Annotated in this window: 13 protein-coding genes; all 13 read left to right on the top strand. The window is 69.6% G+C overall.

All coding sequences use genetic code 11. The annotated features are described in order from the left end of the window. The first annotated feature begins 114 nt into the window (after nt 1–114). Nucleotides 115–1,389: a serine hydroxymethyltransferase gene (glyA, locus tag ACFU74_RS07595; RefSeq protein WP_380753288.1), complete on the top strand. Its 1,275-nt coding sequence runs from the start codon at nt 115–117 to the stop codon at nt 1,387–1,389. Between the two features lie 160 nt (nt 1,390–1,549). Next, nucleotides 1,550–2,893 (top strand): MraY family glycosyltransferase, encoded by a 1,344-nt coding sequence (locus ACFU74_RS07590; protein WP_380753285.1) that lies wholly within the window; start codon nt 1,550–1,552, stop codon nt 2,891–2,893. A gap of 295 nt (nt 2,894–3,188) precedes the next feature. Continuing rightward, entirely contained in the window at nt 3,189–3,623 is a 435-nt protein-coding gene (locus ACFU74_RS07585; RefSeq protein WP_380753282.1) for a hypothetical protein, read from the top strand. 300 nt (nt 3,624–3,923) lie between these two features. Continuing rightward, entirely contained in the window at nt 3,924–4,739 is an 816-nt protein-coding gene (gene atpB, locus ACFU74_RS07580) for a F0F1 ATP synthase subunit A (protein WP_380753279.1), read from the top strand. 108 nt (nt 4,740–4,847) lie between these two features. Beyond that, on the top strand, nt 4,848–5,075 hold the full coding sequence (gene atpE / locus ACFU74_RS07575) for an ATP synthase F0 subunit C (RefSeq protein ID WP_327680722.1): 228 nt from the start codon (nt 4,848–4,850) through the stop codon (nt 5,073–5,075). 40 nt (nt 5,076–5,115) lie between these two features. Next, nucleotides 5,116–5,676 carry a F0F1 ATP synthase subunit B gene (locus ACFU74_RS07570; RefSeq protein WP_380753275.1) on the top strand — a complete coding sequence of 187 codons (561 nt, stop codon included), beginning with the start codon at nt 5,116–5,118 and terminating at the stop codon, nt 5,674–5,676. Continuing rightward, nucleotides 5,673–6,488, top strand: coding sequence for a F0F1 ATP synthase subunit delta (locus ACFU74_RS07565; protein WP_380753272.1), 816 nt, complete (start codon nt 5,673–5,675; stop codon nt 6,486–6,488). The genes ACFU74_RS07570 and ACFU74_RS07565 overlap by 4 nt, the downstream gene beginning before the upstream one ends. A gap of 158 nt (nt 6,489–6,646) precedes the next feature. Next, the gene (gene atpA, locus ACFU74_RS07560; RefSeq protein ID WP_350553049.1) at nt 6,647–8,221 is read left to right on the top strand and encodes a F0F1 ATP synthase subunit alpha; all 1,575 of its coding nucleotides are present in this window, start codon (nt 6,647–6,649) and stop codon (nt 8,219–8,221) included. A gap of 32 nt (nt 8,222–8,253) precedes the next feature. After that, complete coding sequence (locus tag ACFU74_RS07555; RefSeq protein ID WP_380753269.1) at nt 8,254–9,168, top strand: F0F1 ATP synthase subunit gamma; 915 nt, start codon at nt 8,254–8,256, stop codon at nt 9,166–9,168. Between the two features lie 2 nt (nt 9,169–9,170). Beyond that, on the top strand, nt 9,171–10,616 hold the full coding sequence (atpD, locus tag ACFU74_RS07550; RefSeq protein WP_380753266.1) for a F0F1 ATP synthase subunit beta: 1,446 nt from the start codon (nt 9,171–9,173) through the stop codon (nt 10,614–10,616). Between the two features lie 186 nt (nt 10,617–10,802). Continuing rightward, nucleotides 10,803–11,186 carry a F0F1 ATP synthase subunit epsilon gene (locus ACFU74_RS07545; RefSeq protein ID WP_380753264.1) on the top strand — a complete coding sequence of 128 codons (384 nt, stop codon included), beginning with the start codon at nt 10,803–10,805 and terminating at the stop codon, nt 11,184–11,186. 148 nt (nt 11,187–11,334) lie between these two features. After that, nucleotides 11,335–11,835 (top strand): DUF2550 domain-containing protein, encoded by a 501-nt coding sequence (locus ACFU74_RS07540; protein ID WP_344324216.1) that lies wholly within the window; start codon nt 11,335–11,337, stop codon nt 11,833–11,835. A gap of 22 nt (nt 11,836–11,857) precedes the next feature. Then, complete coding sequence (locus tag ACFU74_RS07535; protein ID WP_380753261.1) at nt 11,858–12,448, top strand: cob(I)yrinic acid a,c-diamide adenosyltransferase; 591 nt, start codon at nt 11,858–11,860, stop codon at nt 12,446–12,448.

Genomic DNA, 12,448 nt, shown 5'->3' with positions numbered 1-12,448 from the left:
GCAATTCTCCCCGCGCGCCCACCCGGGGGTAGCCCGGCACGCGCCGCCGTGCCGGGGCGCGGGGCCGGTCCTACGCTGGAGGGATCCGACCCGACGCGCCCGGGAGCCCCCGCCATGACCGTCACCGATGCAGCGACCGGCCCCGTCGACACCACCGGAGCCCGCTCCGCGGCCCTCCTCCGGGCCGATCCGCAGGTGGCCGACCTGCTGGCCGCCGAGGCCGAGCGGAGGGCCGAGACGATCCAGCTGCTGGCGGGGGAGAACCTCACCGGTCCGGCCGTCCTGGCGGCCCTCACCGGCCCGCTGATCGACAAGTACGCCGAGGGCTACCCCGGCCGCCGCCACCACACCGGGTGCGCGCTCGCCGACGCCGCCGAGCTGCTGGCGATCGACCGGGCCCGTGCGCTGTTCTCCGCCCCGCACGCCAATGTGCAGCCGCGCTCCGGCACCTCGGCGATGCTGGCCGCCTACGCCGCGCTGCTGCGGCCCGGCGACGTGGTGCTCGCGATGTCGCTGGAGCACGGCGGCCACCTCAGCTGCGGCTCGCGGGCCAACTTCTCCGGCCGCTGGTTCGACTTCGTCGGCTACGGCGTGCGCCGCGAGGACGGGCTGATCGACCTCGACCAGGTCCGCGAGCTGGCCCTGCGCCACCGCCCGAAGGCGATCGTGGCCGGATCCATCTCCTACCCGCGGCACCCGGACTGGGCCGCCTTCCGGGAGATCGCCGACGAGACGGACGCCTACCTGGTGGCCGCCGCCGCCCAGACCACCGGCCTGATCGCGGCCGGCGTGGCGCCGTCCCCGGTGCCGTACGCGGACGTCACCGTCGCGGCCACCCACAAGCTGCTCCGCGGCCCGCGCGGGGGCCTGCTGCTGTGCACCGCGGAGCTGGCCGAGCGGGTCGACCGGGCGGTCTTCCCGTTCAGCCAGGGCGGCGCCGCGATGAACGAGGTGGCCGGCAAGGCCGTCGCGCTGGCCGAGGCCGCGACGCCCGCCTACCGGGCCTACGCACACCGTGCGGTGGCCGGCGCGAGGGTGCTGGCGGCGGGGCTCGCGCAGGCCGGCGCGCGTCCGCTGACCGGCGGCACCGACACCCACCTGGTGACCGCCGACGTCGGCCCGCTCGGGGTCAGCGGCGCCGAGGCGGAGCGCCGGTGCGCGGCCGCCGGGCTGCTGCTCGGCAAGTGCGCGCTGCCGTACGACGAGGCGCCGCCGTCGGAGGCCTCCGGAATCCGGCTCGGCACCGGCACGGTGACCTCGCAGGGCATGGGCGAGCCGGAGCTGGCGGAGATCGCGGGGCTGATCGGACGACTGCTCGCGGACGGCACGGACGTCCGGGTCGCGGAGCGGGTCCGGGAGCTGGCGCGGGCGTTCGCCGGGCGCCGCTGACCGCAGATCCGAATCTCCTACCCGGTAGGGCGAACCGCGATGCGCGCCCCCGGCGTCGGACTCAATAAGGTGTGTGCCGTGGCGACGCACCTCGAACCCCGGACAGGCAGGGGAGTACCTTCGGTACCCACCCGTCGGACAGCGCTGCAGGAGGCCAGTGGTGCGTGAGTATCTGCTGGTGCTGTTCTGCACCGCGGCCGTCACCTACCTGCTGACCGGCCCGGTCCGGAAGTTCGCCATCGCGGCGGGGGCGATGCCCCCGGTCCGCGCGCGCGACGTGCACCGCGAGCCCACGCCACGGCTCGGCGGCATCGCCATGTTCGGCGGACTCTGCGCGGGCATCCTGGTCGCCTCCCAGCTCGACAACCTGAGCAAGGTGTTCTCCCAGGGCACCGACATCCGGGCGCTGCTCTCCGGCGCCGGCATCATGTGGCTGCTCGGCGTGCTGGACGACAAGTGGGGCGTGGACGCCCTGGTGAAGCTCGGCGGCCAGATGATCGCCGCGGGCGTGATGGTCTGGCAGGGCGTCACGGTGATCACCCTGCCGGTGCCGGGTGTCGGGCCGGTCGCGCTCAGCCCGACCCAGGGCATGGTCATCTCGGTGGTCATGGTCGTCGTCATGGTCAACGCGGTGAACTTCATCGACGGCCTGGACGGCCTGGCCGGCGGCATGGTCTGCATCGCCGCGATGGCCTTCTTCCTGTACTCCTACCGGCTCTGGTACGGGTACACGATCACCGACGCCGCCCCCGCCGTGCTGTTCAGCGTGCTGCTGATCGGCATGTGCCTGGGCTTCCTGGCGCACAACATGCACCCGGCCCGGATCTTCATGGGCGACTCCGGGTCGATGATGCTCGGCCTGATGCTGGCCGTCGCCGCGATCTCGATCACCGGCCGGGTCGACCCCGACCTCATCACCAGCGAGCTGGGTTCGCAGACCGCCACCGTGCACGCCCTGGTGCCGATCTACATCCCGCTGCTGCTGCCGCTGACGGTCATCGCGCTGCCGCTGGCGGACCTGCTGCTCGCGGTGGTCCGCCGCACCTGGGCGGGCCAGTCCCCGTTCGCCGCCGACAAGCGGCACCTGCACCACCGGCTGCTCCAGGTCGGCCACTCGCACAGCCGCGCCGTACTGATCATGTACTTCTGGGCCGCGCTGATCGCCTTCGGGACCGTCGCCTTCTCGGTCACCAACACCGGCCGCACCGTCGTCCTCACGCTGGCCGGGCTCTGCCTGGTCGGCCTGGTGGTGCTGCTCACCCCGCGGTTCCGGCCGCGGGCCCCCCGCGCGGTGCAGGCCTTCGTGCCGCCGCGCTACCGCCGCCGCCCGGTTCCGAGGGCGGTGCGGGTCGCCGACGAGCCGTCGCCCGCCGGGGGCGACGCCGACCCGGCCGCACCTGCCCCGGCCTCGCAGGACGACTTCCCGGCGGTGGACGAGGAGGCGCTCAGGCGCTTGGGGGACGGGGCCGGCGCGGTCGGCCACCGGCCGCGCGGCCGGGGCTGACCGCACCCGGGCGCCGACGCGGGCGGACACTTTCGGCGGAGCCGTCAGCTCCTCGCCTCGTCTGTTCGGGTGACTTTGCCGGGAGTCCGTGTGGCGAGCAGCACATGCATAGGGTAAAGACCACATCAAATAGCTTGTGATACCGTTCACGAGGAGCCCGGGCCTGGTCGAGAGCCTCTGCGCAAAGAGGACTCCGATCCACGAAGGTCATCCTCCCGTTCCTGGATGTGAGCACTCGTCAGGTGTTCACGCTGCTCGACGTCCGTTTGCCCGACATGCCGCCGGAGTTGCCGACATGCCGTCCCATGACGCCCGGATCATCCGAGGCGCCGCAATCCCCACCGCGGTCGCCGGGGTCGTCGCCATGACGATCTCGACCATCGTGGTGGGAATCAAGGGGCTGTACGGTGCCCTGTTCGCAGCAGTGCTGGTGATGGCGTTCTTCAGCGTCGGCCAAGCCGCTGTCGATCGCCTGAGCAGGGGAAACCCCCAGCTCCTGCTACCGGTGGCCATGTCGGTCTACATGGCTCAGATCCTGCTGGTGGGGATCGTGCTGGCGGTCTTCAAGAACACGACCGCCTTCGACACCAAGGTCTTCGGCTTCACCGTACTGGGTTGCACATTGGTCTGGACGGGGGCGGTGGTCCGGATCGGCATGAAGGCCAAGATCTTCTATGTGGAGACCGGTTCCTCCTCCAAGAAGGGGGATCCCCCGGAGCGTCAACCGTGATGCTGTCCTCGCCCCCTCCCGAAGAGGGGGCGGTGTCCGGTGCCCGGTCGACGGACTGCTATCGTCCGGGACAGCCACGGGGTGTGGCTTGCGGCGGGATCGTTCCACTGACCGGACGGATGGCGCTCCAGCACCCCACGTCTTCACATCGTCGGCCAGACGAGGGCCGCGCTTCGGCGCCGGGCCCCGTTGCGGCCGGCGCGCGAGACAAGAATCCAGTCAAAGTGCCGCACCGTGGCCGAGAGCCGCGCCGACACACCGAGGTTGCCGTAACTATGTGTCACGACGAAGGAGTCCGTGGTGAGTGCTGACAGGCTCACGCAGCTCGCCTCCGAGGCCAACTGCCACCTGTTCTCCGGCTGCGGCTTCCCGGCGCCCGGCCTGAACGAGTTCCAGTTCAAGCCGATCTTCACGATTGGCAGCATCGAGTTCAACAAGCCGATGCTCCTTTCGATGATCGTCGCGCTGCTGGTCATCGGTTTCTTCTGGGCTGCTTTCGCCAAGCCGAAGCTCGTGCCGGGCAAGCTCCAGCTGGTCGGTGAGATCGGTTACGAGTTCGTCAAGCGAAGCATCGTGCTCGACTCCATCGGCAAGCGGGGCGAGAAGTACGTCCCCATGATGGTGTCGCTGTTCTTCTTCATCTGGCTCCTGAACGTGATGTCGATCGTCCCGTTCGTCCAGTACCCGGCTGCCGCCAACATCGCCTTCCCCGCAGCGCTGGCCCTGATCGTCTGGGTCACCTACATGGGGCTGACCTTCAAGACGCACGGTTTCGTGGGCGGTCTGAAGAACCTGTGCTGGCCGTCGGGCGTGCCCGGCTGGGTCATGTTCATCCTGGTGCCGATCGAGTTCGTCTCGAACATCTTCCTGCGGCCCTTCACGCTCGCGGTCCGACTGTTCGCGAACATGTTCGCGGGACACCTGCTGATCGTGATGTTCTCGGTCGCCTCCTGGTACCTGCTCAGCCCGAGCGTCGGCGCGCTGTACGCGGGCGCCTCGTTCACCGTGACGATCGCGCTGACCGCCTTCGAGCTGCTGATCCAGTTCCTGCAGGCATACATCTTCGTGCTCCTCGCCAGCACGTACATCGGCGGAGCGCTCGAAGAAGCGCACTGACGCCGAACCGGCGCCGGAGCGACGGCGCCGATCCGCGCGGGCAATACCCGACAAAGACTCCCGGTGGCCAACCACCACCGGTTCCACCACGCATAAGGACAGTTTGAGATGCAGAACCTCGCTGAGGTCTCCGGTTCCGTCGCTTCCATCGGCTACGGTCTCGCGGCCATCGGCCCCGGCATCGGTCTGGGCCTCATCTTCGGTAACAGCGTCCAGGCCATGGCCCGCCAGCCCGAGGCCGCCGGCCTGGTCCGCACCAACATGTTCATCGGTCTGGCCGTGACCGAGGCGCTCGCGCTCATCGGCATCGTCATGCCGTTCGTGTTCGGCAAGTAGTTCGGCACATCGGTAGCCAGTTTCGACGAAAGGTTCAGATATGAACCCCGTGGTCTTCCTCGCGCAGGAGGGGGAGGAGATGAACCCCCTCCTCCCCGCGTGGCCCGAGGTCATCATCGGCCTGCTTTGCTTCTTCATCGTCTTCGGGTTCCTCGGCAAGAAGCTCCTCCCCAGCATCGAGAAGGTGCTGTCGGAGCGCCGGGACGCGATCGAGGGCGGCATGGAGCGTGCCGAGGCCGCTCAGGCCGAGGCTCAGGCCACGCTTGAGCAGTACCGTGCCGAGCTCGGCGAGGCGCGTCACGAGGCTGCTCGCATCATCGAGCAGGCTCGCGAGCAGGGCGCCGCCCAGCTCGCCGAGATGCGCGAGGAGGGCAAGCGTCAGCGCGAGGCCATCGTCGCGGCCGGCCACGCCCAGATCGAGGCCGACAAGAAGCAGGCGACCGCCGCCCTGCGCCAGGACGTGGGCTCGCTGGCCACCCAGCTGGCGTCCCGCATCGTGGGTGAGTCCCTTGAGGACCACGCGCGGCAGAGCGGTGTCGTGGACCGCTTCCTGGACGAGCTGGAGGCCAAGGCCACCGCTGCTCAGGGTGCGGCCAAGTGATCGGCGCCAGCCGCGAGGCACTCGCCGCCGGGCGGCAGAACCTGGAGAGCCTGACCGACTCCACCTCGGTGGACGCGGCCAAGCTCGCCGAGGAGCTCACCGCCGTCACGGCCCTGCTGGACCGCGAGGTGTCGCTCCGCCGCGTGCTGACCGACCCGTCGCGGTCGGGCCAGGACAAGGCGCAGCTGGCCTCCTCGCTGCTGACCGGCCAGGTCTCCGGCGAGACGGTCGACCTGCTGTCCGGCCTGGTCCGGTCCCGCTGGTCGGGCGCCCGTGACCTGGTCGACTCCACGGAGCAGCTGGCCGCGTACGCCGAGGTCATCGCAGCCGACAAGGCCGGTGCCCTGGACGACGTCGAGGACGAGCTGTTCCGGTTCGGCCGGGTGGTGAGCGGCTCGCACGAGCTGCGTTCCGCGCTCACCGAGCCCAAGGCCGGCGCCGGCGCCAAGGCGGCCCTGATCAAGAAGCTGCTCGGCGGCCGCGCCTACGCGGGCACCGTGCGGCTCGTCACCAGCCTGGTCAACAACCCGCGTGGCCGTAGCCTGGAGCAGGGGCTGGAGTCCTTCTCCAAGCTCGCCGCCGCCCGGCGTGACCGTGTGGTGGCCCAGGTCGCCACGGCGGTCCCGCTGTCGGACGGCCAGAAGGAGCGCCTGGCGGGTGCTCTCGGCCGGCTGTACGGCCGCCGGGTCCACCTGAACATCGACGTCGACCCCGAGGTCGTCGGCGGTATCCGGGTGCAGATCGGTGACGAGATCATCGACGGCACGGTGTCGAGCCGCCTCGAAGGCGCTCGTCAGTCGCTCGAAGGCTGAGCACCACCCGAGCAGCACATCCGACCCTCGGTCGGGAAACCGGCTCCACCGGAGTCGGGAAAACGTACGGCCGGTTCATACGACCCGGCCGAGAGTCGAGTACTTGCGGCCCTCAATGGCGGGCCGAGGATCGCAAACTAGGAGAGCAGGGAAGCCTGATGGCGGAGCTTACGATCCGTCCGGAGGAGATCCGGGACGCGCTGGCCGACTTTGTCCAGTCGTACCAGCCGGACGCCGCCTCTGTGGAAGAGGTCGGCACGGTCACTGACGCGGCGGACGGCATCGCCCATGTCGAGGGTCTGCCCTCGGTCATGGCGAACGAGCTGCTGAAGTTCGAGGACGGCACGCTGGGCCTCGCGCTGAACCTCGACACCCGCGAGATCGGTGTCGTCGTCCTCGGTGAGTTCGGCGGCATCGAAGAGGGACAGACGGTGCGCCGCACCGGAGAGGTCCTCTCCGTCCCGGTCGGCGACGGCTACCTCGGCCGCGTCGTGGACCCGCTGGGCAACCCGATCGACGGCCTGGGCGACATCGCCTCGACCGGCCGCCGCGCGCTGGAGCTCCAGGCTCCGGGCGTCATGGCCCGCAAGTCGGTCAAGCAGCCGCTGCAGACCGGCATCAAGGCCATCGACGCGATGACCCCGATCGGCCGCGGCCAGCGCCAGCTGATCATCGGCGACCGCCAGACCGGCAAGACCGCGGTGGCCGTCGACACGATCATCAACCAGCGCGACAACTGGCGCTCGGGCGACCCGGAGAAGCAGGTCCGCTGCATCTACGTCGCCGTGGGCCAGAAGGGCTCCACCATCGCGTCCGTCCGCGGCGCCCTGGAGGAGGCCGGCGCGCTGGAGTACACGACCATCGTGGCCGCTCCCGCCTCCGACCCGGCCGGCTTCAAGTACCTCGCCCCGTACACCGGCTCGGCCATCGGCCAGGAGTGGATGTACGACGGCAAGCACGTCCTGATCATCTTCGACGACCTGTCGAAGCAGGCCGAGGCCTACCGCTCCGTCTCCCTGCTGCTGCGCCGCCCGCCGGGCCGCGAGGCCTACCCGGGTGACGTCTTCTACCTGCACTCCCGCCTGCTGGAGCGCTGCGCCAAGCTGAACGACGCCCTGGGCGGCGGCTCGATGACCGGTCTGCCGATCATCGAGACCAAGGCCAACGACGTCTCGGCGTACATCCCGACCAACGTCATCTCCATCACCGACGGCCAGTGCTTCCTGGAGTCCGACCTGTTCAACGCCGGCATCCGCCCGGCCGTGAACGTCGGTATCTCGGTCTCCCGCGTCGGTGGCTCCGCCCAGATCAAGGCCATGCGCTCGGTCGCCGGCCGTCTGCGCCTGGACCTCGCCCAGTACCGTGAGCTGGAGGCCTTCGCCGCCTTCGGTTCCGACCTGGACGCGGCCTCCAAGGCCCAGCTGGAGCGCGGTGCGCGCATGGTCGAGCTGCTGAAGCAGGGCCAGTACCAGCCGTTCCCGGTCGAGGAGCAGGTCGTCTCCATCTGGGCCGGCACCAACGGCAAGCTGGACGACGTCCCGGTCGCCGAGATCCGTCGCTTCGAGCGCGAGTTCCTGGACTACGTGCGCCTCCAGCACAAGGACCTGCTGGCCGGCATCGTCGAGACCGGTCTGCTGGCCGACGGCACCGTCGACGCCCTGACGAAGGCCATCGAGTCCTTCAAGGCGGGCTACCAGACCGCCGACGGCAAGCTGCTCTCCGAGCAGGCCTGAGTCCGGTAGCGAGGGAAAGGACGTAACGACCCATGGGAGCACAGCTTCGGGTCTACAAGCGCCGGATCCGCTCTGTCACCGCGACGAAGAAGATCACCAAGGCGATGGAGATGATCTCCGCGTCGCGCATCGTCAAGGCGCAGCGCGCGGTGGCCGCCTCCACTCCGTACGCCGATGAGCTCACCCGGGCGGTGACGGCGGTGGCCACCCGGTCCAACGCCAAGCACCCGCTCACCACCGAGAACCCGAGCGCCTCGCGCGCCGCGGTCCTGCTGATCACGGCCGACCGTGGTCTGGCGGGCGGTTACTCGACCAACGCCATCAAGGCCGCGCTGACGCTCACCGAGCGCCTGCGTGCCGAGGGCAAGGACGTGGTGACGTACATCGTCGGTCGCAAGGGTGTCTCGTACTACGGCTTCCGCAACCTCCAGGTCGCGGGCTCGTGGACGGGCTTCTCCGACAAGCCGACCTACGGCGACGCGAAGACGGTGGCGTCCGAGCTGATCGAGGCCTTCACGGCCGAGACCGGCGGCGTGGACGAGCTGCACCTGATCTCGACCGAGTTCGTGTCCATGCTGACGCAGAACGCGGTCGGGGCCCGGCTGCTGCCGCTGAAGCTGGACGAGGTCCAGCTCGGCGCCCAGGAGCCGGCCAAGGCGGAGATCTTCGCGCTGTACGACTTCGAGCCGTCGGCGGAGGGCGTCCTGGACGCGCTGCTGCCGCGGTACGTCGAGAGCCGGATCTACAACGCGCTGCTGCAGTCGGCCGCTTCCGAGCACGCCGCCCGCCGCCGCGCCATGAAGAGCGCGACGGACAACGCCGGCGAGCTCATCAAGTCGCTCACGCGGCTTGCCAACTCGGCCCGTCAGGCCGAGATCACCCAGGAAATCAGCGAGATCGTCGGTGGCGCGAACGCCCTGGCCGACGCTAGCGCGGGGAGCGAATGAGTATGACCACCACTGTTGAGCCGACCACGGCGACGGGCCGCGTCGCGCGGGTCATCGGCCCGGTCGTCGACGTGGAGTTCCCCGTCGACGCGATCCCGGACATGTTCAACGCCCTGCACGTCGAGGTGGACAACCCCGACGGCACGGGCCGCAAGACCCTGACCCTTGAGGTCGCCCAGCACCTCGGCGACGGCCTGGTCCGCGGCATCTCGATGCAGCCGACCGACGGTCTGGTCCGTGGCTCGCAGGTCACCGACACCGGTGCCGCCATCTCGGTGCCGGTCGGCCAGATCACCAAGGGCAAGGTCTTCAACGCCCTCGGCGACGTGCTGAACGTCGACAAGGACGAGTTCGAGTCGCAGGTCCAGGTCCGCTGGCCGATCCACCGCAAGGCCCCGGAGTTCAAGGACCTCGAGTCCAAGACCGAGATGTTCGAGACGGGCATCAAGGTCATCGACCTGCTCACCCCGTACGTCACCGGTGGCAAGATCGGTCTGTTCGGTGGCGCCGGTGTCGGCAAGACCGTTCTGATCCAGGAGATGATCTACCGCGTCGCCGAGAACTTCGGTGGTGTGTCGGTGTTCGCCGGCGTCGGCGAGCGCACCCGTGAGGGCAACGACCTCATCGACGAGATGGTCGACTCGGGCGTCCTGGACAAGACCGCGCTGGTCTTCGGCCAGATGGACGAGCCGCCGGGCACCCGTCTGCGCGTCGCGCTCTCCGCGCTGACCATGGCGGAGTACTTCCGTGACGTCGAGAAGCAGGACGTGCTCCTCTTCATCGACAACATCTTCCGGTTCACCCAGGCCGGTTCCGAGGTGTCGACCCTGCTCGGCCGCATGCCCTCCGCGGTGGGCTACCAGCCGAACCTGGCCGACGAGATGGGCCTCCTCCAGGAGCGCATCACCTCGACCCGCGGTCACTCGATCACCTCGATGCAGGCGATCTACGTCCCTGCGGACGACCTGACCGACCCGGCCCCGGCCACCACCTTCGCCCACCTGGACGCGACCACCGTTCTGTCGCGTCCGATCTCGGAGAAGGGCATCTACCCGGCCGTCGACCCGCTGGACTCCACGTCCCGCATCCTCGACCCGCGGTACATCGCGCAGACCCACTACGACACGGCCATCCGTATCAAGGGGATCCTGCAGAAGTACAAGGACCTCCAGGACATCATCGCGATCCTCGGTATCGACGAGCTGTCCGAGGAGGACAAGGTCACGGTCCACCGTGCCCGCCGCATCGAGCGCTTCCTCTCGCAGAACACCTACGTGGCGAAGCAGTTCACCGGTGTCGAGGGTTCGACCGTGCCGCTGTCGGAGACCATCGAGGCCTTCAACTCGATCGCCGACGGCAAGTACGACTCCGTCCCGGAGCAGGCCTTCTTCATGTGCGGTGGCATCGAGGACCTCGAGAAGAACGCCGCCGAGCTGGCGAAGAAGTAGTCCCGGCCGGTAGCAGCCGAGCGTGATCGCGAGGGGTGGGCCCCAACCCTGGGACCCACCCCTCGCGCCGCATCGGCTGTGATTCCGGTCAAATCCGTGCCGCCGGTTTCATGCCGGGGGCGCGGGCCCGTTATTCTTACCGAAACTCCCGAGTAATCGGGCGTTGCATGAGCCTAGGAGCCCACGTTGGCTGAGCTGCACGTCGAGCTGGTCGCAGCCGACCGCAAGGTGTGGTCCGGTGCGGCCACCATCGTCGTCGCCCGTACGGCCTCCGGTGACACCGGCATCATGGCGGGTCACACCCCGGTGCTGAGCGTGCTGGAGACCGGTCCGGTCACCATCCGCACCACGGACGGCGGCACCGTGATCGCCGCGGTGCACGGCGGCTTCATCTCCTTCGCCGACAACAAGCTGTCTCTGCTCGCGGAGATCGCCGAGCTGGCGGACGAGATCGATGTCGCGCGCGCCGAGCGCGCACTGGAGAAGGCCAAGTCCGACCTGGACGAGCACGCCGAGCGGCGCGCCGAGGTCCGGCTGTTCGCGGCGCGCGGCCTCAAGGCCCACGCCTGAGTGTGCCGGACCCCGCCTGAGCGGGGTCGACCGACGGTCCCGGGGACGCGTGAGCGTGACCCCGGGACTGTCGTCTCAGTTGGTAGGTCAACGCGGTCGCCTGGTACGACCGACACGGGGAACGCGGGTAGCGAGGAGGTAGGTGAGCATGGTCCTCGCCCTTGTGGTGTGTGCGGCGGTCGTGGCGCTCGGTGTGATCGGGCTGGTCGCGTTCGCGGTACGCCGCCGTGTGATCCAGCGGGTCGGTGGCACGTTCGACTGCAGCTACCGGCTCAAAATGCCGGCCGACGCCTCGACGCAGCCCGACCTCGACGAGAACGGCCAACCCACCCCGGCCCCGGTCCCGCAGACCGATGGCAAGGGGTGGGTTTTTGGTATCGGCCGGTACAGCGGCGATTCGATCGAGTGGTTCCGGGTCTTCTCGTACGCCCCGCGCCCGCGCAAGGTGCTGCCGCGCCGGGAGATCGAGGTGCTGGGCCGGCGCTACCCGGAGGGGCAGGAGGAACTGGCCCTGCTCTCCGGCTCGGTGGTGCTGCGCTGCCTGCACAACGGCGCCCCGCTGGAGCTGGCGATGAGCGAGGACGCGCTCACCGGCTTCCTGGCCTGGCTGGAGGCGGCCCCGCCCGGGCAGCGGGTCAACGTCGCCTGACGGGCCCGGCTAGGCTGGCCGCATGGTCAATCTGACGCGCATCTACACCCGCACCGGCGACGACGGCACCACCGCGCTGGGCGACATGAGCCGCACGACCAAGACCGATCCGCGACTGGTCGCGTACGCGGACACCAATGAGGCCAACGCCGCGATCGGCGTGGCGATCGCGGCCGGCGCGCTGCCCGAGGACGTGGCCGCGGTGCTCACCCGGGTGCAGAACGACCTCTTCGACGTCGGCGCCGACCTGGCCACCCCGGTGGTCGAGGATCCGCCCTCGTCCCATTCCAGGGTGGCCCCGCCGCTGCGGGTCGAGCAGTCCTACATCGACAAGCTGGAAGCGGACTGCGACCACTACCTGGAGACGCTGGAGAAGCTGCGCAGCTTCATCCTGCCCGGCGGCACGCCCGGCGCCGCCCACCTCCACCTGGCCTGCACCGTGGTGCGCCGGGCCGAGCGGGCGACGTGGGCGGCGATCGACGCGCACGGGGACACCGTCAACCCGCTGACCGCCAAGTACCTCAACCGGCTCTCCGACCTGCTGTTCATCCTCGCCCGGTCGGCCAACAAGGAGCGCGGCGACGTGCTCTGGGTCCCGGGCGAGAACCGCTGA

Source organism: Kitasatospora sp. NPDC057500 (assembly GCF_042802195.1).
GTDB lineage: Bacteria > Actinomycetota > Actinomycetes > Streptomycetales > Streptomycetaceae > Kitasatospora.
The sequence above is the reverse complement of the archived record's forward strand: the minus strand, read 5'-3'. Positions and strand labels throughout refer to the sequence as shown.

Excerpts from the sequence above, each read along its gene's own strand:
- glyA (WP_380753288.1), top strand. The coding sequence starts at position 115 with ATGACCGTCACCGATGCAGCGACCGGCCCCGTCGACACCACCGGAGCC.
- ACFU74_RS07585 (WP_380753282.1), top strand. The coding sequence starts at position 3,189 with ATGCCGTCCCATGACGCCCGGATCATCCGAGGCGCCGCAATCCCCACC.
- atpE (WP_327680722.1), top strand. The coding sequence starts at position 4,848 with ATGCAGAACCTCGCTGAGGTCTCCGGTTCCGTCGCTTCCATCGGCTAC.
- ACFU74_RS07570 (WP_380753275.1), top strand. The coding sequence starts at position 5,116 with ATGAACCCCGTGGTCTTCCTCGCGCAGGAGGGGGAGGAGATGAACCCC.
- atpA (WP_350553049.1), top strand. The coding sequence starts at position 6,647 with ATGGCGGAGCTTACGATCCGTCCGGAGGAGATCCGGGACGCGCTGGCC.
- ACFU74_RS07555 (WP_380753269.1), top strand. The coding sequence starts at position 8,254 with ATGGGAGCACAGCTTCGGGTCTACAAGCGCCGGATCCGCTCTGTCACC.
- atpD (WP_380753266.1), top strand. The coding sequence starts at position 9,171 with ATGACCACCACTGTTGAGCCGACCACGGCGACGGGCCGCGTCGCGCGG.
- ACFU74_RS07540 (WP_344324216.1), top strand. The coding sequence starts at position 11,335 with ATGGTCCTCGCCCTTGTGGTGTGTGCGGCGGTCGTGGCGCTCGGTGTG.
- ACFU74_RS07535 (WP_380753261.1), top strand. The coding sequence starts at position 11,858 with ATGGTCAATCTGACGCGCATCTACACCCGCACCGGCGACGACGGCACC.